Annotated in this window: 19 protein-coding genes; all 19 read right to left on the bottom strand. The window is 52.4% G+C overall.

The genetic code is table 11. The features are described 5' to 3' along the window. Positions 1 to 180: 180 nt before the first annotated feature. Positions 181 to 648, bottom strand: coding sequence for a response regulator (locus NT073_RS32905; protein WP_297382550.1), 468 nt, complete (start codon positions 646 to 648; stop codon positions 181 to 183). A gap of 786 nt (positions 649 to 1,434) precedes the next feature. Then, positions 1,435 to 2,265, bottom strand: a complete 831-nt coding sequence (locus NT073_RS32900) for a LytTR family transcriptional regulator DNA-binding domain-containing protein (RefSeq protein WP_297382548.1) — start codon at positions 2,263 to 2,265, stop codon at positions 1,435 to 1,437. A gap of 201 nt (positions 2,266 to 2,466) precedes the next feature. Continuing rightward, on the bottom strand, positions 2,467 to 4,152 hold the full coding sequence (locus NT073_RS32895; RefSeq protein WP_297382547.1) for an IPT/TIG domain-containing protein: 1,686 nt from the start codon (positions 4,150 to 4,152) through the stop codon (positions 2,467 to 2,469). A gap of 33 nt (positions 4,153 to 4,185) precedes the next feature. Then, positions 4,186 to 5,769 (bottom strand): hypothetical protein, encoded by a 1,584-nt coding sequence (locus NT073_RS32890; protein ID WP_297382545.1) that lies wholly within the window; start codon positions 5,767 to 5,769, stop codon positions 4,186 to 4,188. A gap of 47 nt (positions 5,770 to 5,816) precedes the next feature. Continuing rightward, entirely contained in the window at positions 5,817 to 7,067 is a 1,251-nt protein-coding gene (locus NT073_RS32885; RefSeq protein WP_297382543.1) for a glycosyltransferase family 4 protein, read from the bottom strand. A 24-nt stretch (positions 7,068 to 7,091) separates the two neighbouring features. Next, positions 7,092 to 8,354, bottom strand: coding sequence for a glycosyltransferase family 4 protein (locus NT073_RS32880; protein ID WP_297382540.1), 1,263 nt, complete (start codon positions 8,352 to 8,354; stop codon positions 7,092 to 7,094). 68 nt (positions 8,355 to 8,422) lie between these two features. Beyond that, positions 8,423 to 10,087 carry a GMC family oxidoreductase gene (locus NT073_RS32875; protein ID WP_297382538.1) on the bottom strand — a complete coding sequence of 555 codons (1,665 nt, stop codon included), beginning with the start codon at positions 10,085 to 10,087 and terminating at the stop codon, positions 8,423 to 8,425. Next, positions 10,084 to 10,971, bottom strand: a complete 888-nt coding sequence (locus NT073_RS32870) for an aldo/keto reductase (protein WP_297382537.1) — start codon at positions 10,969 to 10,971, stop codon at positions 10,084 to 10,086. Before NT073_RS32870 ends, NT073_RS32875 begins: the two co-directional genes overlap by 4 nt. Before the next feature lie 54 nt (positions 10,972 to 11,025). Next, a complete protein-coding gene (locus tag NT073_RS32865) occupies positions 11,026 to 12,294 on the bottom strand; it encodes a glycosyltransferase family 4 protein (RefSeq protein WP_297382535.1) in 1,269 nt (422 codons plus the stop codon). Positions 12,295 to 12,296: 2 nt separating this feature from the next. Next, positions 12,297 to 13,181 (bottom strand): glycosyltransferase family 2 protein, encoded by an 885-nt coding sequence (locus NT073_RS32860; protein ID WP_297382533.1) that lies wholly within the window; start codon positions 13,179 to 13,181, stop codon positions 12,297 to 12,299. Then, positions 13,178 to 14,440: an O-antigen ligase family protein gene (locus tag NT073_RS32855; protein ID WP_297382531.1), complete on the bottom strand. Its 1,263-nt coding sequence runs from the start codon at positions 14,438 to 14,440 to the stop codon at positions 13,178 to 13,180. Before NT073_RS32855 ends, NT073_RS32860 begins: the two co-directional genes overlap by 4 nt. Further along, positions 14,437 to 15,609, bottom strand: a complete 1,173-nt coding sequence (locus tag NT073_RS32850) for a glycosyltransferase family 4 protein (protein ID WP_297382530.1) — start codon at positions 15,607 to 15,609, stop codon at positions 14,437 to 14,439. The genes NT073_RS32855 and NT073_RS32850 overlap by 4 nt, the downstream gene beginning before the upstream one ends. A 9-nt stretch (positions 15,610 to 15,618) precedes the next feature. Further along, positions 15,619 to 16,527 (bottom strand): glycosyltransferase family 2 protein, encoded by a 909-nt coding sequence (locus NT073_RS32845; protein WP_297382528.1) that lies wholly within the window; start codon positions 16,525 to 16,527, stop codon positions 15,619 to 15,621. Beyond that, the gene (locus NT073_RS32840; RefSeq protein ID WP_297382526.1) at positions 16,524 to 18,008 is read right to left on the bottom strand and encodes a flippase; all 1,485 of its coding nucleotides are present in this window, start codon (positions 18,006 to 18,008) and stop codon (positions 16,524 to 16,526) included. The genes NT073_RS32845 and NT073_RS32840 overlap by 4 nt, the downstream gene beginning before the upstream one ends. Before the next feature lie 116 nt (positions 18,009 to 18,124). Further along, positions 18,125 to 18,469, bottom strand: a complete 345-nt coding sequence (locus NT073_RS32835; RefSeq protein WP_297382524.1) for a cupin domain-containing protein — start codon at positions 18,467 to 18,469, stop codon at positions 18,125 to 18,127. Then, positions 18,469 to 19,452 carry an NAD-dependent epimerase/dehydratase family protein gene (locus NT073_RS32830; RefSeq protein WP_297382523.1) on the bottom strand — a complete coding sequence of 328 codons (984 nt, stop codon included), beginning with the start codon at positions 19,450 to 19,452 and terminating at the stop codon, positions 18,469 to 18,471. Before NT073_RS32830 ends, NT073_RS32835 begins: the two co-directional genes overlap by 1 nt. Further along, positions 19,449 to 20,231 carry a WecB/TagA/CpsF family glycosyltransferase gene (locus NT073_RS32825; protein ID WP_297382521.1) on the bottom strand — a complete coding sequence of 261 codons (783 nt, stop codon included), beginning with the start codon at positions 20,229 to 20,231 and terminating at the stop codon, positions 19,449 to 19,451. The genes NT073_RS32830 and NT073_RS32825 overlap by 4 nt, the downstream gene beginning before the upstream one ends. Positions 20,232 to 20,273: 42 nt before the next feature. After that, positions 20,274 to 20,951: a sugar transferase gene (locus NT073_RS32820; RefSeq protein ID WP_297382519.1), complete on the bottom strand. Its 678-nt coding sequence runs from the start codon at positions 20,949 to 20,951 to the stop codon at positions 20,274 to 20,276. A 78-nt stretch (positions 20,952 to 21,029) separates the two neighbouring features. Continuing rightward, positions 21,030 to 23,327 (bottom strand): tyrosine-protein kinase, encoded by a 2,298-nt coding sequence (locus NT073_RS32815; protein ID WP_297382517.1) that lies wholly within the window; start codon positions 23,325 to 23,327, stop codon positions 21,030 to 21,032. Positions 23,328 to 23,333 lie beyond the last annotated feature (6 nt).

Below are 23,333 nucleotides of genomic sequence, written 5' to 3'. Positions count from 1 at the left end.
ACAGTAGTATCTCGTCTGATGTAGAATTCAGACGTAGGGGTTTGTAAAATCTGGTGATTATTTGGCTTACCTGAGAGCTTGGAAGAGAGCCGTACTCAATGGATAGTTTCGCCATCGAGACGCCATAAATTAAGCAGCTTTAACCGATAACAGAGAGGAGGGTATATGTATAAAACTATATCAGTAAGAATGTATTGGCAACGTAACTGCCTCAAGCCAGTAGCGCCTGAATGTATAAAAACAGTTTAACCATTGATGATAACTGACTGGCTTAACAATATAGGAGGCAATACTAAATGTATAGGCTTGTTCGATATCTTTTCGGTCTTCAGAATTGCTCAGCACAACAACGGGAAGCTGCCGAAAAATAATGTGATTTTTCAGGGATTCCAGAAGTAAGAAACCATCTTCCCGACGAGGCAGGTACAAATCTGTAAGGATAAGCCTGGGTAATTCTTTTTCCGTCGATATACAGGTATTTAAATGATTAGTTACCTGAGATGTATTGTTCATCCACAAAGGTTCTACTTCCGGAAAGCACTGAGAGAGGGCGGAGCGAATAATGAGCCAATGGTCTGCATTATCTTCTATGACTAAAATAGGAATTCTGGGTACTTTGCGACGTCGTGTGCCAGGTAGCTTAGCCATAGATTATGTACGTATTGTTGAGCCAACTTTTTCAATCAAATATATCCAGAATAAGCCTTATTGTTTACGTTATACAGTCGTTTTATTATACCTTTTCTCATATACTTATCGTACGACAACGTACTTATTTGTAAGTATTCTTCCGAAAGAATTAGTGTGAGTAAGCGTGTGAAAAAGTGAGTACTTATAAATAAGGGAAGCTGACTAATTTTCTGACAGTCTTAAAAACAATTGCGCAGTGATTATCATTATTCTTAAGTATACAGGATTACGGCGATTAGTCAGTGAGCTATATACAAACTATAGGCGCGTAGTTACTAATAATGACGTGCTAATTCATACGGGTAAGGCCCTAATTTTTAAACGGGCTCGTCACCTTTATGTTCTGTTAATTGTAAAAATTGCTTGCCTGGCTTATCGCTGCGGAAGAAATAGTGGCTTTGTTAGTATTTTTTTTGACAATGCATAATATATAATTATTTAAAAGAGATGTTGTTGAGCGCATGTTCATCAGGACAAGGCGCTTTTTTGGGTAATTGATTTTCTGTTTTAAGTTTAAATTTTTCTTAAAATGCATCATAGCAGTTGTATCTAATTTGTTTCAATAGATTAATAGTTTGTTGCGATAGAAAAACGGTGTTTTGGTTCAACTTTACTTAAAAAGTAAGTGTAAGATAAGTCGAAACGTTTATATAGTCAGGCTGTTCGGGCTAATTTCCTGACGCGCATATAGTTACCTGAGACGGATATGACGCGGATACGTAACAGAACAGCAGATAGCATTTTTTACGAGTTGATCAGGGCTGGTTTAGCGAGGCTGGGCAGAGAGGCTGTCTGCAACCAGAAGCGGCAAACACGCTCAATCGTTTGTATGAATGTTAAATGATCATCCTGTAAAGAGATAACGGAGTTTGCCTGTCGTTTGTAGCCGTCGCTCACCAGCGTATCGGTAGGAACGACAAACAAAATGATGGGCAGCCGACACAAATAAGGATCGCCTTTGAGCCGTTGTAATGCCTGTAAGCGCTCCACGGTTGCTGTGCGGGCATCCAGCAAAATTACGGTTGGCAGCTCCTCGACAGAAACTCCGGCCAGATGATCGGGCAGGTGGTTACTATGATCAAACGTATGCAGTTGATACTGAGGCCAGCCCCGGGCAATTATCCTGGCCACGGGAGGTAGGCAGGGAAGATCATCCGTTATCAGCAAAATCGATTTTTGGGAAACGCTTTCTGAAGGGGCGGCTTTTGCCGGACTGGCCACGATGGAGACAACTGAGCTTGCTTTGTTACCGTCGGGTGCCAGACGGTGGTCCAGCGCTTCCGCCACTTCGTTCCAGCGTCGACGGCTGACCGGAAACGTGAGTCCACTCTCAAGCTGAATTTCGCCAGCCATTTTCTGGCGGGGCGGAGCGGTTAGTGTCCGGGCATAAATGGGGTTGATCAGTACACTCTTGTGCGTCCGAATAAAGCTGGGTAACTCATCCTGTAAATAGCTGATCGGTTTTGCTAACAGTTTTTTGTCGCCGTTACGGTAATAAATCCAGCAGTAATTATTCGCTCCTAACAAATGAGTAATAAGGTTTGGGTGCTCAAGGGCCGGTTTTATAACGCTCATGATAGAAGGTGGTGATTTAAGTTAGAGCTAGCAGTTGTCTTTACCAGAAAAGATCGATTTGAAGAGTATACGGTTTGTTCAACTCTACTGTTCTAAGTTCGCTTGAAATTTATCTAGTGAATTGATAGATTAATGAATGCCGGGCCTGCCTCTTCAGAAACAGACCCGGCAAAAGTTATGCGAGCATGCGGCTGTCAGGTCTTATCGGTCGTAATCGGTGGCTTGCGGATTGACGTTTGTCCAACCCGAAACCCAGTTTTCCGTACCAAAAGCTCCCCGATATGTTACCGGCGTAAAGAAAGGATCTGTCAGCTTATTACCCGTTACGGCACCCGTCAGGAGGGGTGAGCCCGTCTGTAATACGAAGGCCGGTGAGCTAAGGGTGAGGTTATTTGAATTAAGCAGCAGCGTGGCTATGTCCGATGTAGCCACAATCTGATTAGAACGTCCTGCTCCTGTGAAGTAGGCCGTGGCCTGCTCGGGGGTGTTCGATCCGGCACCCACTACAGGAGTTAACGAATTAGCAATAACGACACCTTTCAAATCCAGCGTTCCGCTCGTAATATTGGCCTGTGGCCCAACAGCGGCTCCTTCCAGATAAACCCCCACCGGAAAACCATATACCAACGAGTTATAGATTGAAACAGCAGTGTTCCGGCGCAGATAAATTCCCGCATTGTATAACCCGGTGGTAGGGGAGGTGCTGTAAGCGAAACTGCTGAAATTGGCGAAGGTTGGCGCTGTTTGGGTATAGCCGTTGATGGCCGTTACCGCGGTTACATCGCTGGTTTCGGCCGACTGGAAATTGTCGACTTCAAAGCTATTAGAGCCCGATGGGTCGCCCGTGCTCACGTCCCGCAGCGCCACGCCAAATTGTACATTGCCTACATAGCCCCAGTCGGCACTCCAGTCGTCGTCGAACGAGCGATATGCAAACAGGTTTTTCAATTTGGCCGTCCCGCCAAACCAGGCAAACGCGTCGCTGCCACTGTACGATACCTGCACATGGTCGATAACGGTATTGGTACCAACGCCGATTAAGGTCAGTCCACCGAGTCGGCTGGCAGGCGTGGTTGGCTGGGTAGCTCCGGCATACTCGATGCGTACATACTGCAGCGTTCCCGAGTTGTCGAAGGGTTCTCCATACGCTTCGACCGTACCCCGAATGCCGTTCGGGTAAGCTGCTGTGCGCGATTGGTTAACGGGCGATTTACCGATTAAAACAACGCCACCCCAGTCGCCGTAACCACGCTGACCGACCGCTTTTGACGAGGTAAACACGATGGGCTGCGTGGGTGTGCCGATGGCAATTAGCTGTGCCCGGCGCTCAACGATCAGCGCCCCCGGATACTTGGTGCCATTGGGGTCCATTTCGGGACCTGTTCCCTTAATGATCGTCCCCGGCTCAATTGTCAACTTGTAATCGGCCGGGATGTAGACCTGGCCCCTAAGCACGTAAATCGTATCTTTTTTCCAGGTCATATTGGCAAAAGTTGTTCCCCGTACTTCTTTCGTGGGTTTCAGGCCCGGAATGGCAACGGTAAACGTCCCGGCGCTCTGGGCCGTCTGGCCATTGGCCGTTACCGAAACGGGACCGTTAGCGGCTCCCGCTGGCACCACGATAACCAGTTTCGTTGGCGAGGCCGACACCACAGTGGCGGTAACGCCCCCGATGGTAATGGTGTTGCTGGCCGGGTCGGTGCTGAAGTTTGTTCCGGAAATGGCAATGGTGCTGCCTACCGGAGCCGTAGCCGGGTCGATAGAGGTAATGGCCGTAACGGCGGGTTGCGGGTCGGGGTCGACGGGGTCTTTTTTACAGGCCACAAAGGCCAGTGACAGGCTCAGCAGCAGGAGCAGTGCGGACAAAATTTGTTTTACATGTTTCATAACCGGTTATTAGTTGGGTAAGATGATGACTGTTTAGGACCGAAGCGTACATTCTAAAATGCGGTGGCCTTCGATTGCAATGGGTAATTCGCGGATGACCTGAACCCGGCCCGTTTCGATGAAATGTTCGATCTGATAATTGCTGCTCTCATCGATCACGTAGAAGTGCGGCACCACCGACCGGGTGAAGTTCCGGCTTGGGATGATGTCCTGGACCTGATACTTTTCCCGTACCGATTTCAGCACCTTGTGCTCCACGGTAGCGCTCAGGATATTACTTGGCTGCTTGGCCGTATCCCAGTCCAGCAGGTACCGAACCTTCGTTGTTTTGTCGTGGAACCAGATGGGCAGAAAGTAATCGGCAGTTTCGACAAATACGGGGTACTCTTTGTTCAACTGCGACAAGTAGCTCAGCACCCCGCTGGGAAAGACATTCACTTTTCGGTTCTGGTAGAAGATAAATCCCGCCAGCGCGATCATGTACAGGGGCAGAAACTTCACCCGGACCGCAACACGACCCGGCTGTAACGACCGGCGATCCAGAAAAAAGTAAATGGCATACACCAATTGATACACGACCAGTAAATGACTCGGCCATAAGTACCGGCTGATAAACACCGACCTGAAAAACAGAGACACGACTAGAGCGATGCCTACCGGAACCAGGTACAGAAAACCCGCCAGCAGGTAAAACGTAAACGCTCTGTCCGGTACAAGAAACTGAAACCGGGTAGTACGCCAACGCGGCAGGGCGATGTACGCCCATAGCCCCACAACGAGTACAAACCGCAGAATGGGCAAAATCTGAAAGACGGATTTCCGTTCGAGTGAGGCCGAAAGTGACGGAGCCAGTTCGCCCACAATCGTAAAAAATGAGAAAAACGTGGGCACCGGAATCCACGAATGGGGCTTACCTGCTTCGGTTTGAATGGCAAAGCTGGGATACCAGAGCAGGAGCCAGATGACCAGAATTACCACATGGCCCGCCACCACATAGGCATACCGTTTGTTTTTAGACCAGAGGAATAAACCGGCAAAAAAAGCACCCGATGCTGCTGCGTAAAACAGCCCGAAACTGTGGGTGAATACAAGGAATAGCCCCAGTACGAAAAAGGCAACCAGCAACTGCGCCCGGTCGGGGGAGGCAATGAGCTTGTGTAATACCATAAAATAACCGAGGCTGACAAGCAGAAAAAGCGAATAGCCGCGAATCTGGGTCGATAGTGTCAGATTCAGGTAAGTGAACGCAACAATAAAGCTGATGAGCAGGAAGTTTCTGACCGGTGTGCCAATAAGCTCCGTTGTGTAGCGGTAAAATAGGGCAAGTGTACCGGAAAAGAGCAATACCGAAACCGCCCGTAAAAACTGCGGGTTCTGACTGATGGCGTGTCCGATACACCAGTACAGGTTTGGGAAAATGGGCGGATTCTGGTCCATGTTACTCACCAGGGCATCATTCATATGCACGACAGACGGGTCTGAGATCAGGATATAGCTTAGTACTTCATCCATCCACAGCCATTTCTCCTTGAAAAACAACGAGACGATCAGGCTAATCGAGAAGATAAGCAGCAAGGCTATGCTCAATAAAATGATCTGTTTCCTGCGCTGATTCACCTTCGTAACGGGTTTTGACAGTGTTTTTTTGCCTGACCTGACGGGGCTTACCCTTTATAAGCCGGATCAACGCTCAGTTCCTGACGGGGCTTACCACTTATGATGGCGGTTTCCGGTTTTATGCAGTGCTTTTTGTAAAGCGATACGTACTGGTCAGCAACCTCCTCAATGGGGAAGCGCGTTTGCACAACCCGGACCGCATTGGCCGAGCACCGTTTGTAGAGTACCGGATCGGATAGGAGTTTGTCGACGGCCTCCACCAGCTCATCTACCTTCGTGACGTCGACCAGCAAACCACCATCTTCCACCACCCAAGCCACCGCCCCGCTGTCTTTCCCGGCCACAACAGGCACGCCAAAGCTCATGGCTTCAGCCAGTACCATGCCAAACGACTCTTCGAGGGAGGCATGCAGCAGAACGGTACTCTGAGCCACTTTGTCGAGTACGTCTGCGTAACGTGTTGACCCATGCAGCACCACATTAGGAATCTGATGTTCACGGCAGAAAGCGTCGGCATGTTCGCCGGGTTCGAAAGCCGTACCAAAAGCCCACAGGACCGCATCCGGGTGCCGCTGCTGAATACCTTTAAACGCCAGCAGGGCATTCTTGCTGTTTTTTCGGTCATCCCAGCCGTTCACCACCATGCTGATCGTAGGTACGTTCGATGGGGTTGAGCCTCGATTTTTTTTCGGCATCGGTACCGGGTTCGGCACTACGGCTACCGGCTCGGTTATCCATTGCTGTACGGTTCCGGCCATGTAGGGCGATACAGCTGTAAACCAGTGGCCCCGCTGAAACACGTACCGGGCGAGAAGCAAATGAAAAAAGCGATTCAGCGTACGGACATAGCCGAATATTATCCGGGCATTGTCGTGTATAGTGATGAGTGTGTTGGGGCTGTAGGACAGTCCGGCCAGCGCGTACTCATACGTCCAGTGGGCATGTACCACATCGGGTTTGTACTGCTTCAGCACAGCCACCATCTGGTTCCGCTCAAAGCGAAAGAAGTCGGCGGTTCGGCCGGGGCGCTTGCCATTGGGACGGAAGGTATGTTTGCGTTTCGGAACAATAACATACGTCAGTAATTGCTCTGTATACACAAACGGCGGTTCATCGTCCGAGAGCTGATCGTCCATAGTAATAGCCAGCACCTTATACCCCCGTGACAGGTATTCGTTAATAAGATTGCTGATCAAGGGAGCACCCGGCTGTCCTTTCGGGTACGAGCCGAGTTGTTGCCGGGCGGCTTCGGTCAGCAGGTCGTTTGTTGCAATAGAGCCCAGAATGCTGATGTACATTATTGTCGTTGAGTTATTGGTTAACTACTCCTGGTTTATGGCCATCACCATGCTTGCGGCCTGTCCCATCAGGGTGGTGTAGTATTTGCGGATGAGGTGAGAAACTTTTAACTCCCACCGTTGTCGTTGGGCAAACTGAAAGGCATTAAAGCCCATATCAATTCGCTGCTGCTCATTATGATACATCCAGGTAATTGCTTCAGCTAACCCCTGCGCCACTGTTTCTGGGCCTGTAACGGGCACTCGAATGCCCGTCGAATCGTCCACCAGTTCGGCCTGGCCGTGTAAATTCAGCGTTACCACCGGTAATGAGTAGCCCATGGCCTCCATTAACTGTGCGGGACCGGTGTCGCGCAGGCTCGTAAACAGAAAGGCATCGGCCTGGCGGTAGTATTCCTTCACCTGCTCATAGTTTACCTTGCCAACCCACGTAACCCGTTTGTCGAGGTTGTATTTCGCCATGTATTCATAGACATATTGCCCCATTTCGCCATCGCCGACAATGGTTAAGTGGATGGGCAGCCGAGGGTCCACTTTGCTCATGCCGTGCAGGGAAAGCTCAAGTGCTTTACGGGGCATCAGCCGCCCAACCCAAACCAGCTCCAGCGAATCATGAGCCGGGCGGTGGATGGGTTTCGACGGGATAAAGCTGGCTCCAACGCCCCCAAATTCTTTCTCAACACCCTGGGTTCGGCCCATCGAGGCAATCATCCGGCGGGTATCTTCATTCCAGGCCAGCACGTAGTCGGCCCGGCGAACCGACTGGTAACAGCCGGGATTGAAATGGAGCATGAGGTCACTTACCCACGATCGCATTTTCTCTTTCAGCCAATATGATTTGAAATAGTGGCGCATATTGGTGGGGGCTTCCTGACCACCGCCAACCGGTCCGTAGATAAAGGGTAGGCCGAGTTTATAGAGGTAGCTGCCAAGTTGCAGACTGGTATAACTGACATGATGCACCAGATCGAACTTGTGCGTCCGGGTTAGTCTCCGGGCCGATTGTAAAGCTGTCCATTGCCAGTAGAGATAATGAAAATACATACCCAGCAGACCGAACGAGTAAGCTTTGTCGGCCCAGCGGGGCAGCGTGACGAATTCAAAATGCAGGTTAGGGTAGTCGCACTGTCGGAGTTTCTGTTCAATTTCGGCTTTGCCAATGTCTCTGGTCAGGCACCATACCTGATACCCCTGCTGGCTAACCAGCGAGGAGTAGAACCAGCCGTTCCCCTCCTCCGACCCTCGGTCGGGAATGCAGGCATAAGCTGAGATAAGTACTTTTTTCATAACGTTCGTAAGGGAGTAAAGGCACTGTTGAAAAGGTAAAGGGCAACGGCTAGTGGATCATATTGGAGTTAGGGTTTGGTTTTCAGGAAATTGGCTAACTGTAAAGCGTGTGCAACAATGGTGAGGGTCGGGTTGGCGTGTCCACCGGTTGGAAACACCGACGACCCCGCCACATACAGGTTGTCTAAGCCGTATACTTTGGCATCTCTATCGACCACGCCCGTTTGCGGGTCGTCAGACATGCGCGTAGTACCGATGTGGTGCGAAGCTGAATTGAACGTTTGCATCCGTTCGCGCAGGTAGGTCCGCAAACCCGGCTCCGAGTACCGTATTTCGCCCAGTTCTTGCTCAATAAATGCCCTGACAAAAAGGGCATGTGTTTTCACAATCGACTCAATGTCGGCCTCCAGAAAGGCGAGCTGAACTTCGGCCCTCGGTATACCAAATGAGTCTTTCTGGGAGTCAGACAGGCGCACCCGGCTGGTTCGGTTGGGCGACTGTTCCGCCTGAAAATACAGCCCCCAAAATTCGTTTCGCCTGGAAGGGAGCAAATAGGGTAATCGGCGCTTCGCCATGCGTTTCAGCCCGAGCCTGATCAGATCCGGCACGTCCATAAGGCCGTTCCGGGCAATGTTGATAGTATGCTCCCGGAGGTCGGGCATCAACTGTTTAGCCTTGTTCATTGACCGATGAAACGAGCGCTGATTCAGAATAGACAGCACCGATTTGGCAATGAACCGGGAGGAGAACAGAACATCCCGATGACCGTTCTTCTGAATTGGGTGATACAAAAAGAAGATGGTATTCAGCAGTTTGTTTTTAGCCTGAACCGGCTCAGGGAACCACCAGCGCCGTCGGCAGTAAACACCGCCGGTATCCCGCTCGAAGTCGGCCATGAGTTTTTCCTTGTCGTGCAGTTTCAGTTCCGCATAGGTGCCGCTGATGTGTACCATGTAATACCGGCCTACATTATCGTGCTGATTGCCGAGGCCGTTGGGGAAGCGGTCGTTAGTAGAGGCCAGCAACAGACGAGCATTTTCAATTCCGCCCGTTGCCAGAACAAACTTCCGGGCCTGAACAGACAGCATCTTGTCCGTCATAGACACATCGACATGGCTGACACTATCGGTCGTTTCCTGTGTTTGCAGGCTAATGACGTGCGCATCAAGCAATACTTGAATGTTGGGGCTATTTTCCAGCTGTTTCTGGTACGCTTTGCCGAAATGGACGGGCGGACTCCAGCGCTCCAGCGGATAGGAAACCAGCTCATCGGAATCCAGTCCTTTCAGAATTTCCTGTCTGCTGTCTGGAAAGGCCTTTTGAGCATTGAACTCGAAACGGCCAATCTGGCACAGGTCGGCCGCCTGTTCGTAGTATGAATGCAGGTCGGCGTAGGCAAATGGCCATCCGCTATCAGGCACCCAGGACCGGGTCTTGAAATCGACCGGCTCAAAGGGCATACAGCGACCGCCCCAGGCCGACGAGGTGCCGCCAAACTGGCGTCGACGGTTTTCTTCCAGGGGTTCATGGGAGCCCCTTGGCGAAACACTGCCCCGGTATAAATCCTGGTTGGGGATGGTTTCGGACCAGCTGCCGCCCGTGAGCACAATGACCGAAAGCGGAGAGCCGTCGAAACTGAGGGCCATTGAAATAGCCGCCGGACCACTACCGATAATGCAGATATCAGCGTCGAGTGTGTGACCTGGCGGGAACGTATTTTTGGTAACGATCATGACAGGAGTTGGTTTAGTCTCGACAAATGGGGGCGCAGGGGCTCCACGTATCGCAGTGCATTGCTATTGTGCCGGAGGTGCGACGGATCGCTGGTGCCGAACAGGACACTGTCGGCTTTCTTCTCCGCCAGTACCGACGCAATCAAAAACTGGGGCAATGACATATCTGCCAGCCCATCTAACTGACGGATGGCATCGGCGCTTGTTGAAAATGATTCTTTCAGTGACTGGAAAGGGCGCAGTGTTTGGTTGGCAATCACCGGAATCTGGTGCGCCCGGCATAAGGCAAGAATAGACGATGTGCCGTTCTCCTGCCAGCAGGCAGACGTTTGCACCAGTTGCACCTGACCACTACGGATGCCTTCTTCCACCACGCGGTAATCGTTGGTCGACACGCCGGTGTACCGGGCCAGGCCCTGCTGCCGAATCTGCGCCAGCCCGTCCCAACTGTCGGCATCGGCAATGTCGGCCCAATCGGGTTCGTGCAGAAGCAGCGCATCGGCGGCATCGACCCGCAGGCGTTTGTTGCTTTTGCGGACGCTGTCGATCAGGTAGCCTGATGTGTAGTTCTTTTTGGCCCCCACACGCTGGATAATCTTCTTGCCGATCTGGTTCAGGGGCGACAGCCAGCCCGGTGTATGCACACGCGGAAGCCCGGCTTTGGTAACCACAAAAAAGGGAAGTCCCGTTGCGTTTACACTCTGGGCGATGAGCCGCTCGGCATCGCCGGAGCCATAAAAGTCGGCCGTATCAATCAGGTTAATGCCTCGTTCAGACGCAATGCGCAGGAGATCAACAAAATCGTGCGTTGCCAGTCTGCTTCCCAGCGATGCTGCCCTACTGGTTCCAATGCCTAATGGGGATAGTTGATCCAGGGTTATCATGATGAGAAGGGTTTGCGTGTGTAACGTTCTGAAAGGTTGGTGCGGGTAGATGGGCTAGCTTCGTTTGAGAGCCGCAGCGTAGGTAACTGGTTTAGGGAGAACGGACGGGTATATCTCGTCGATAAACACTCTGATCTTGGTTTCCCAGACCTGCGTCTGTGCGAAGGCATACCCCGCCTGTCCCATGGTCAGCCGCTCTGTTGGGTGATGGTACATCCACTCGATGGCGCGGGCCAGCTCAGCAACAACCTGCTCTTCGTCGGTGACTTTCACCCGGATACCTGTCGAATCGTCCACCAGTTCGGCCTGGCCATGCAAATCCAGCGTAACAACGGGCAGCGAATAAGCCATGGCTTCCAGCAACTGATGCGGGCAGGAGTCGCGCAGGCTCGTGAAGAAGAATACATCCGATTGCTCGTAGAATTCCTTTACTTCCTGATAGGACACGTGGCCTACCCAGTTTACCCGGTCGCGTACGTTGTATTGGTCGAGGTAATGCGGCACCTGTTCGGCCATTTCGCCTTTGCCGCCCACAATGGTGAGGGTTACAGGAATGGCCCGATCTACTTTCCCGAGCGCCTGAATTGTTAATTCAAGGGCTTTGCGGGGTAGCATGCGGCCAGTCCAGAGTAACTTCAGTTGATTGCCGGGGTAATGTTCGACTGCTTTGGTCGGCAGGAACGACGGACTAAGGCCGGCGTCCCAAATACGGTCGACGGGCCGGGTGGGGCGTAATTTCCGGGCCAGAGCAAAGGTGTCCATGTTAGTAACAACCAGCCGGTCGGCGGTGGCTACGGATTTGTAAAAACCCGGATTGACGTACTGGAGCATCGTTCCTACCCAGTCGCGCATCCACTCCCGCGACCAGTACTGGCCGAAGTACCGCTTCATGTTTTCGGGTGCCCGTTGTCCGCCACCAACAGGGCCAAAAATGAACGGCTTGCGCAGTTTATACATAAAGCTACCCAACTGAATGCTGCCGTAGGTGACATGATGCACCAGATCGAACTGATGAATCCGGTCCAGCCGCTTAGCCAGCTTCATGGCGCTCCACTGCCAGTAGAGGTAATGAAAATACATGCCGATCAGGTTGGAGTTGCAGAACTTGTCGACCCACTTTGGCAGCAGTACGTAGTGAACCATCAGATTTGGAAAGAACCCGTTGGCCAGTAGTGGGTCGATAGCTGCTCTACCGTCTTTTTTAGTCAGACAGTGAACTTCCAGTTCGTTTAGGCTCAGTGTGGTGGCGTACGTCCAGCCAGTTCCTTCTTCAGAACCTTGATTGGGAATGCAGGCGTAGGCGGATAGAAGCACTTTTTTCATGGCTATAACGGTTTCATCAGTCTTACTTTACGCAGTAAAAAACCAGTACAGATCCGACCAATGTCGAAGAAGAAATAAAGCACTTTCGTCTTGGAGTGGTCGATGGCAAAGTTGTAGCGTATCCGCAGGTTGGTTGGCGACTTGATGGAGGTGAAGCTGTCGATAAATTCCTTCAGCGTTATTTTACGCTCCACCTGAATACCCGTTGCCTTTACGTATTCGTATACCACACTCGGCACGTTGACGATGAGCCGGTAACCCGCCTTCCGCGCCCGCACCGAAAACTCGATGTCGGACATGTAGTGGATGTATTTCTTAGAGTCATACAGCCCGATTTTATCGAAAACTTCCATTGGAACCAGCGTACCCCGGCCGGGCAGCGAGTGCGATTCAACGTAGGCCGTTTTGGCGGCCAGTTCGCGGTAACTATTGTGGTAATCCTCGCACAGATGACGACCACCCGCCGTATACAATTCAAAGGAAGCCCCGGCATATTCGAGCTTTTCGGGGTTGTCGCTGTCCACACTAACCGACCCAATCAGGCAGGGTTTGTACTTTCGGTAGGCGTCCAGCATGGTTTGCAGGTAGTCCGGCGCTACGCGGGTGTCGTCGTTCAGCGTCAGGATGAAGTTTTCGTGGCGCTTATCCTGCGTTTTCTGGGCGTAGCGGATGCCCCAGTTGGTGGCTTCTGTCCACCATAAATTGCCGTCGCCTTTCAGGACAACAACGTCCGGGAACTCCTGGCTGATCATGATGTCGGTACCATCGGTGGAGCCATCATCGACGACAATAATCTGAAAATTGCGGTAGGTTTGCGCCGAAAGGCACGCCAGGCATTGCCGGGTGTACTCAAGGCGGTTGTGGACAGGTATAACTATACTAATCATAGCATTGATTGACTTTGGGTTAACTCAGTGGATTGTGATGAATGGGTAGAGTCGATCTCCTCGAAAGGAGTATAGTCTGTGCGAAATTCGGGGGCGGGTCGTTTGAGGCCGTAGTACATACCCAGCCCGACAAACCCCCAGAAAAAGACTGGTAACTGATACGAAACGGCGTACACAAGGCCGCTGACGATAAAGCCGAAGAGAACCGTCTGCTCCAGCGTAAACACCCGGTTTCGGCGGTACATGACCATCAGCGTACCCAGAATGATGATCAGGTTGATCAACAGCCCCACAAATCCGTAGTTGTAAAGCATGTCGATGTACTGCGAGTGGATAATGGTACCCTTCTCGGGGAAGTCCTCGTTCTCCATGATCTCACCCTTGTCGTAGCCGACGTAACGCCAGCCCAGCATGGGTTTGTCCGGTATTTTGCTCAGATAATACTCCGACTGCTCCAGCCGCCAGCTACCCGTATTGTCATCTTTGGGGTCGAGGATACCGCCGATGTTTTCCAGAAAGCCCGCCACTTTATTGTCGGGCAGCATCCCCGCCAGCGGAGCTACCAGCACCAGCAGCACCGCAAACGTGGCGATGGTACGGCCCATTGGAAAACCGCGGGTAGGCAGTTTACCCATCACTGATAGACCAGCCACTACGCCAATGGCAATAAAAGCCGCCGAGATCACCGAGCGGTGCAGCAGGAAAACGATAAACGCGAAGGTGAACAGCGTGAGCAGCAAATCCCGAACCTGCCGGTCGCGCAGGTAGAGCATCAGGTAATACAGGCACGGGATAACCAGATAAAGGGCTTCGTTGGAGGTTACGGTGCGGCTCTCGGAGGTGAGGTTATAACTGAAAATCTGCCCCAGAAACAACTGGTTGATGATGTAGAAGCCAAAGATCAGGAGCACAATATGCTGAACGCTTACATCGCCCACTTTCCGGGCAATGGCATAGGTGAGCAAGGCCAGCCCGCAATAGGCAAAGCGTTTAATGACGAAATAGGAATAAACGAACTGCCCGTAGTCGTACTTCGATTCGAGCACCAGGCCGATAACGCCCAGCAGGATCATCCAGGCCGCTACTTTGTAAATACCCGGCTGGTCAAAGTAGTATACCACCAGCCCGACGATGCCAATCAGGGCCGTGCCGCTGACGGCTTTGTCGAACAGCGGATTCAGGGCGTTGCCCCCGTAGATCAGGGCACTCATCCCGAACAGCAGGAGAAACAGGACGAACCGATAGACCCAGATCATCATAAGGCAGGTGACAGTTGAGTGACGGCATCGGCGGGAACGCCCGCCGTTTGCCGGTAAAACGAAAGCAGTTTTTCGAGGTTAGCCCGGTGATTGAACGATACGGCGGCATTGGCCCGCTGGGCATCGATCAGTTGCTCCCGCCGGGCAGGTTCCATATAATGAGCGACTTCACTCGCCAGATCGCCCGCCGTTGTACCGCTGAAAAGTCCCGCGTCTTTGGGCAGCATTTCAGGAATTCCACCCACGGGCAACGCCAGAACGGGCGTCTCCACGGCAAAGGCTTCGACAATGGAGTAGGGGCAATTGTCGTTCAGGGCCGTATGAACGTAGAGGTCACTCTGGGCCACCAACTGCCAGGGTGCGGCCTGCCGACCCAGAAAGCGGACATGGTTTTTTAAGTCATACTGTTGAGCCAGTTGCTCATAATCAGCGCGTTTCGGGCCATCGCCAATCAGCCAGACCATGAAGTTATGGATGCCCCGGCTGCGGAGTTCACGCCCGATCTCCAGCAGAAGTTTCTGGTTTTTTCGCTCGTCGATGTAGCCCACGTTGCTGATCATGAACGTGTCGGGGGCTCGTTCGGCCGGGCGGCTCTTGCTCACCGAACCCGTCAGCTTTACGGTGTTGCGGAGAATCTGCTTATTGACATTCGCCGGTAACAGGTGCTTCGACTGGTTGTACGCGTAATTCGAGACAAAAATGTAGTCGCTGATATACGAAAAAAGGTACGCATACCAGCTGGTAAGCTGTTTGGTAAAGCCCGGCTTCAGCGCAAACTGATCGACCAGTTCTTTAACGGGGTCGTCGTTGAAGTGGCAGGTCAGCACGATGGGGGCCTGCCGACCCAGCGCCAGATAAGCCGCCACGCCCGAGCGGGGGTCCTGTGCGTGAATGAGGTCAATGTTGGCACCTCGCAGTTTGCGCGCAGACAAGTAGATACCGGTGAAGTACGCAAACTCGTCGTACAGCACAAAAAACGCACCGCCCAGTGGCCGCATCACCCGCTTCAGGACGCCCAGAAATTTCCGCCAGAGAACCGGCGTATTTGTGGCATCGACGGTATGCACGCCAACACCGGCATCGGCCAGGTCGCCGGCCAGTGCTTTGGTGTAAGTGACAACACCCGAGGGTGAGTTTGGGGCGAGATAGGTGGCAATCAGTACATTCATGACCGAGTCTTATTTATGCATGTAGCGATAAAGCCGAACCGTAAAAATCGTTTCGGGTCGTTTGCGGAAGTTGTTTAGTAGACTGTCGAAAGCCGCTTCGCCGTAGAGCAGGAAGTTGTACAGGCGGTTTTGCCGTTTTTCTTTAGCCTGTTGCAACGTTGCCCGGATGGACCATTGCAGGAAAACGACAATGCCGTATTTGCTGCCGTACATGTTCTGGAAAATGCGCCGTTGATTCCGAACGGCGTAATACTGCTTCCAGGCACCGGGCCAGGGAATGCCGTTTCGGTCGAAGGAGGGTGGGTGGTAAAATACCGATGTCGGCACCGTAACCACCGGAAACCCCATTTTCTGGGCGCGGGTCATGTATTCTACCTCGTCGCCCCAGATGAACAGTTTCTTGTCGGGGATACCAATGGTCCGGATTACCTCTGCGCTGATGAGCGTGCCATTGAACAAAGAAGCCACGCCATATACCAGATCGAACTGGGTCATGTCGGTCACTTTCCGGTAACTCTGGTTGGGCCGATCGACGTAAAAAGCCAGCTCTTCGTGATCTTTGACACTGATGGATACACAGTTCTTGATGGCTGGCCCGATATTGGGCGACAGAAGCAGGTTTTCGAGCGCATCCGGTGCGGCAATGCAATCGTCGTCCATACACCAGATATCGTCGAAACCATCCTGAAACGTCCGTTCGATACCCGTGGCGAAGCCCCCCGCTCCGCCCAGATTAGCCTGCGTCAGCACAATTAACTCCGGCTGAGTTTTCAGCCACTCGTCGGTGCCGTCGGTACTTCCATTATTAACGACATAGATCGCATCGGCCCGGCGGGTCTGCGTGTGCAGGCTCGCCAAACAGATTTTTAGATCGTTTAGTCGGTTATAGGTTACGACAACTGCAGCTATGCGTTTCATGATTTCTGCTTAAACAGGACTGCCAATCGGCTCTTGCTGAATGTTATAGCTTCCTGTAAGTAACTGAGTTTTACTACCTCAATGCCTTTATAGCGGAGGTAGATGTAAAAGGATGTGGTAACAAAGGCCTCGGTAATGACCCACGAACAGGCAACGCCCACGTGTCCGAAACGCTGAATAAACAGGGCGTTGAGCGACAGACTCACAATAGAGCCTACCGCCGAAATCCTGAAGAAGGCTTTGTCCATACGCAGGCTAAGCATGGTATGAACCCCGAATAAATTATTGAGGCCGAGCGTGATGGGCAGCAGGGCCACGATGCGCAATACCAGCACGGCCTCCTCGAACTTCGCCCCGTAAAACATCGAAATGAAGACGGGTGCAATGAGCCAGATGCCCGCCGAAACCATCATCATCAGGAGCGTAACCGGGAAGAAGATGGTCCGTACGATGGTCAGTCCTTTCTCTTCGCTTTGTCCGAAGGCATTGGCTACGATGGGGAAAAACGCCTGATTAAGTGCCAGCGACACAAATGCCTGAGCGATGCCCACAATCCGGGTACCGGCCGAGAAAATACCTACGTTGTACGGCGTGCTGAACATGCCGAGCAGGAAAATATTCGACCCGGCGTAAATCGTAGCCACCACCGAGGTAAAGAACAGCGTGCTGTCGTCGCGGAACCGTTTCGTCATCTGGGCCAGGGTTGGCCAGGAAAAATGGATGTCGAACCGTTTGACCGCCACAAAAAAGGCCACGAAACTAACCATCACCTGCGACAGACTCAGCGACAGGTTCTGGTAAACGTAATCGTCGGGCTGCTGAATAAAGATGAACACCGTAAGCGTAACCAGCACCTTGATGATGGTGTTGAACAGCGCTACCCGCCCCAGATTTTCCATGGCCTGATACAGCCAGACCGGGAAAAATACGATGCCAATGGTGCCAATGTAGGTGCAGATGTGCAGCCAGTAGTGCGCTCGGAAGTCATCGACAAACGAGGAGATAACGGCAAAAATGATCGTCGAGACGATCCACAGTAGCGATTTGCCAAATACCACCTCACTAAACACCCGGTTTTTAACCTCGGCATTGTCGCGATTGGCGGCAATGGCCCGTACCGAAGCCATGTCGAAGCCGTAGTTAATCAGCAGGGTAAAGTAAGCGACGAATGCCTGCGAAAAGTTGAGAAGTCCTAATCGCTCCGGCCCGATGATACGTACCACGTACGGAACCGTAAGCAGGGGCAGCAGCATGTTGGCCACATGCAGACTAAAGAGAGAAGCAACATTGACCGCAAACCGCTTCAGGATGGGTTTCGATAAGATGTCCTGTTTGCGGGAAGCGGGAGCAGGTGCCGTTTCTACCGCGCTGGATGACGGACCCGAATAGACAGCCCGGTCGATTACCCGGATTGAGCTGTCTGCCTGGTTGGTCAACTCACCAGCTGCCATATCCACGGAGCCTACTTCTTTACTAACCATATACTATTTGTTTGTTGATGATTTGTGTAGCTGTGAACTACCACAAGGCAGGGGCCGACCGTCCCAACCCCTACCCGAAAGCAGGGGAGATGGGCTGTCGCTGCCGTGGGGTAAAATCAACTTGTGGCAACCCCGAAATAGACATATTCCAATGGGTCGTCGCCGGTGGCTTCCAGGCGGTGCGGAACACCCGCCGGAATCCGGACAAACACACCGTGATTCAGCGGAATCGTCTGGTTATCGACTACATAAACGCCCTCACCTTTGAGAAAGAAAAAGCACTCTTCCATGGTGGGGTGCGTGTGCAGTTCGCAGTAATCCGCTTTCGTAAAGACACCGTAGGCAACCTGCGTTACGTTGGTTGGTGTGTCGCTGTTTCGAAGAAAAACCTGCTTTGCGCCCTGAGCGTGAGCTGTTAGCTCGCGCTCAAGGTGCAGAAGGGAGGCCGTTATCCGTTCCATCAGGCTTCGACGGGTTCGAGAACTTTCTTCTGGATCTGCTCCGAAATCCAGTCGTAGGTTTGTTCAACGCCTTTACGCAGCGGAGTAGAGGGTGCCCAGCCCAGCTTCTCCTGAATCAGGTGGTTATCCGAGTTGCGGCCCCGTACGCCCAGCGGCCCGGGAATGTTGTTGATCGACAAATTCTTACCCGAAATGTTGATGACCATTCTGGCGAAGTCGTTCAGCGAGATCATCTCTTCCGACCCGATGTTGACCGGCCCCGAGAAGTCAGACAGCATTAACCGGCGGATACCTTCTACGCACTCGTCGACGATCAGGAACGAACGGGTTTGTTTACCGTCGCCCCAGATTTCGATGGAGCCGCCATCTTCGGCCATGGCTACTTTCCGGCAAACGGCAGCAGGTGCTTTTTCACGACCGCCATCCCAGGTGCCCTGCGGCCCGAAAATGTTGTGGAAACGAGCAATGCGGGCTTCGATGCCATGGTTTTTCTGGTAGGCCAGAAACAGACGCTCCGAGAATAGTTTCTCCCAGCCGTACTCGCTGTCGGGGTTGGCCGGATAAGCCGACTCTTCCGAACATTTCGGGTTGTTGGGGTCCATCTGGTTGTGTTCCGGATACATGCAGGCCGACGACGAATAGAAAATCCGTTTCACGCCTTTGTTCTTTGCCGCTTCGAGTACGTTGAGGTTGCAAAGCACCGAGTTGTGCATGATGGCAGCATCGTTGGTGCCTGTGAAGACAAAACCAGCACCCCCCATATCGGCGGCTAACTGATAAATTTCGTCCAGGTCGGACGTAATGACCTCATCCGCAACCGCCGGGTCCCTTAAATCGCCAATGATGAACTCGTCGGCATTCCGGTTTTCGTATTCATTTTCTTTAACATCGACACCACGAACCCAGTATCCTTCTGATTTGAGTCGATTAACGAGGTGGCCGCCAATAAAGCCGCCAGCACCACAGACGAGAGCTTTTTTCATACTTGTTGATTTGCCGAAGCAGTTGATTGTTTAACGGGTGAGATAAGTTCTTTTACGTTGAGCAGGATAAAGAGCGGTACAATTTCTAAGTATCTCTTGTAGAGTCGTTTGGGTTCGGCCATGAGCCGGAATAACCACTCCAGCGACATGCGCTGCATCCAGCTGGGAGCCTGCGCTACGCGATCAGTATGGAAGTCGAAAGCTGCCCCCACGGTTACGATGAAGTTGACGTTGACCCACTGGGCCAACCGCCGGGCAAAACGTTCCTGTTTGGGCGTACTCAGCCCGATCCAGACAATGTTGGCCCCCGAGCGGTTAATGGTTTCGGCCAGTTCCTGAAATTCGCCGTCCGACAATTCGCGGAAGGGTGGGCAGTAGGTACCGCTGATCTGGTAGTTGCCAAACTTGCGACCTACGGCCTTTTTGAGTTCGTCGGCAACCCCTTCCTGACCTCCGCAGAAGAAGTGCTTCACCGATTTGTCAGCGCTGTCCTCCATCACGAATTTGAAGAAATCAGGTCCATAGCACCGGGTCATCTGTTTGGCGCCTTTCATCTTGCCAACCCAAACGCCGGGCATCCCGTCGGGCAGATTCCAGTAAAACGAATCCAGCGTTGCCTTGAATTCGGGTTCTTTAAAGGCCGTCACCAGGCCATGCGCGCCCGTAGCACTGATGCATTTATTTTGTTTCGGCAGCACCGGGTCGCACTGCCGGATAATATCCTGTACCGCGGACGGAAGCCCGGCATCGTACAGTTTAACTTGTAGTACTTGTGTCATCGTACTAGATTTAAATGGGTGATTTGATATGGATACTGAGAATTACCAGGCGTTTTTATTGCCGTTAATAGCCGCCTTAACAGTCCACCAGCAGATTTTGGCGTCTAGCCGGGTCGATTGCCGGTTGATGTACAGATGGTCGTAGCGGACACGTACCTTCATTTTGTACAGCTCACTGGTTTCTCCCCGTGCCCCCCGCGCCTGGGCCAGCCCCGTAATGCCAGGGCGGACGGAGTAGCGTTCCTTGTAGCCCGGCATCGTATGCCAATGCTTGGCATCCAGCGGGATGGGGTGGGGGCGGGGGCCAACAATGCTCATATGCCCAGCCAGCACATTCAGGAACTGGGGCATCTCGTCGAGGTTGGTTCTCCTCAAAAAACGGCCGATGCGGGTGATACGCATGTCGTCGCGGGTGGCCTGCTTAAACTGAGCATTTTGCTCATAAGCCATTGTTCGAAATTTCAGGCAGGGGAACACTTTGCCGTTGCGGCCGGTTCGCGACTGAACAAAGATGGCTGGGCCGGGCGATGTCAGCTTTATCAATAGAGCAAGTAGAGGTATGAGCCAAATAAGAACTGATACCAGGACGATACTCGCTACGAACAGATCGAATCCGCGTTTTTTGAGCCCTTGAAGAATGCGCTTCGTTGTGTAAGGCCTGGCCTCACCATCGTAGCTTAAATACACATGAAATGTTTTTCCGTCGGTAGAAGCCTGCATAAGAGTCTCCAGTTACTGGGGTGGACAGTTGAGTAATCCAGCATCTAAAGTGAAGAGCCAGCTAATGTGGCACCGGGTTTAGCGGTATGAGTAACTATTTTTGTATCGGTTGTTGAAATGGTAACCATCTCCGCTACCTACAGCATTGAGGATGATGCTCATGTTCTGAAAACGGTGTTCGCGATGGAGCATGTCCAGAATCTTGAGGCTTTCCTTGGGCGTTACACCATGACGGACAACAAACAGGGTAGCGTCGGAATAGGGGGCAATTGCCTGCGCATCCGTAACGATACCAATGGGTGGCGCGTCGATGATGACGTAGCGGAACCGCTCGCGCAGTTCGCCAATCAGCTGCTTTAGGTTGGGGCCGCTCAGCAGCTCGGATGGATCGGGCGGCAACGGGCCGCTAGGCACGATAAAGTAATTCGGGTAACCCGGCACCGGCTTTAGAATGTCGGCCAGGGTGGCTTCGTTGTTCAGGTAATTGCTGATGCCAACGGAATTGTCGATATCGAAATGCTGATGCAGGCGGGGCAGGCGCATGTCCATTTCCAGAATGACCGTAGGCTGTTTCAGCAACGCCATGCTGGCACCCAGATTCAGCGATATGAACGACTTGCCTTCGCCACTGATGCTGGACGTAAAGAGCAGAACCTGGCTATCGGCCGATTCGCCCCTGCCGATGTGGAGGTTGGTTCGGATGGTGCGGATCTGTTCGGCAATGACCGAGCGGTTGTTGGGCGCTACAATCAGCACATCGCGGTTGCGCTTGCTCATGATTTCGCCCAGAATGGGTACCTGCGTCACATCTTCTACATCGTTTCGGCGTAGTACTTTTGTGTTCAGCGCCCCTTTACCGGCTACGGCAGCCGTTGGAATCAGCAGCCCCACCAGTGCGAATAAAGCATAGATGACAACCCCCACGGGCTTAACCGGCCCCAGACTGCTTTTGGCGGCATCGATGGTACGGCTGTCGGCAATGGCAGCGGCAAACGTAACGGCCATTTCTTCGCGTTTCTGAAGCAGGTAGGTGTACAGGTTGTTCTTGATGGTCTGCTGCCGGGTGATGTCGAGCAGCGTCCGTTCCTTTTGGGGAACCGTCCGGATAACGCCTTCCAGCCGTGCGTTGGTGGCTATATACTGTTCTTTCGACCGGTTGAGCATCGACTTCATCGTGCGGATGTTCTGCGCGATATTGTTCTGCGTATTCTTTATCTGCTGATCGAGCGATTGAAGCTTTGGGTTCTGATCGCCACTGGTCTGCCGTAACTCATCCCGCTGCAGTTCAAGCTGCGACAGTTTATCAATCTGGTTGAGCAGAACGGGGTCGCCCAGGCCAACCGTGGCGGGCGTACTGCCCCGTTTGTCAGCTTGCGTGGTAACAAACTTATCCAGGTCCTGCAGAGCCGCCAGCTGAATGTTCACCTGGTTAAGCTGTGCATCGTTCTGGGTGGTCGTCTGCATGATCGACTGCGCCTGCGCGCTCAGATCGGTAATGCCCAGCGTCGATTTATAGTTTTCGACATTCTTTTCAACAGCTGCCAGCTCTCCCGACACAATTTGCAGGCGGTTCTGCACGAATTTGAGCGTGTTGTCCGCAACCTTGTTTTTGTCGATGATTGAGGCTTGGTTGTATTCGTTGATAAGGCTGTTCAGCACCGCTTCACCTTTCTTAGGAACGGCGTCTTCGAGCGTCAGCCGAATAACGGTCGACGTCTTGCTGGTTGGTTCGGCCTTCAAGTTGTCCAGATACATACCAACGGCCGCTGCGGTGGGCATGGCCTGTACAATCAGGGGTTCAGTTTTGGGGGTGATCGGCTTGCGGGTCAGGATACGCAACTGGCCGTAAGGGGTTCCAATCCGCCGGTTGAGTGGATAGGTTTTGTCATTGATCTGAACGGAGGTGTTGTTGATAAACGATAGAGTAATTGGCTTTTTGTACAAAGCTTCATCGCCATTCTCAACAAGCACCCAAACCGGCGATTCGTTGTATATTTCCCGCTTGCCAAAAGACGTTTTCCGATAGTAGCGGGTATCGAGGTGGAGGTTGGTGACAACCCGTTCCATCAGGGTAGAGGAGCGCAGCACTTCCAGTTCGTTTTCAACCACTTTTTTGGGCGAGTAAACTTCCAGCTCTTTCAGCGGGTTCGTTTGCCCACTTCCTTTTTTCTCATCCTGGAGCATAAGGCTCGCCTGAATGCGGTAAACCGGCTGTTTGTAGAGCAGGAAAACATAAGCACCAACCAGAGAGAGCACCAGCGATAAAAGAAACCAGGGCCAGTATCGGAGGTAAGGAGCAAGATGACTTCGGATCGGGGAGCCGCCAGGGTCGACTACCTGATAGGAAGCATACGATTGATTGGGTTTTGCATTCATACTCAT

Origin of the sequence: Spirosoma sp. (assembly GCF_026391055.1) — a bacterium.
In the GTDB taxonomy this organism is placed as follows: Bacteria; Bacteroidota; Bacteroidia; order Cytophagales; family Spirosomataceae; genus Spirosoma.
Note: the sequence above shows the minus strand (reverse complement) of the source record. Positions and strands in the feature narration are given on the sequence as shown.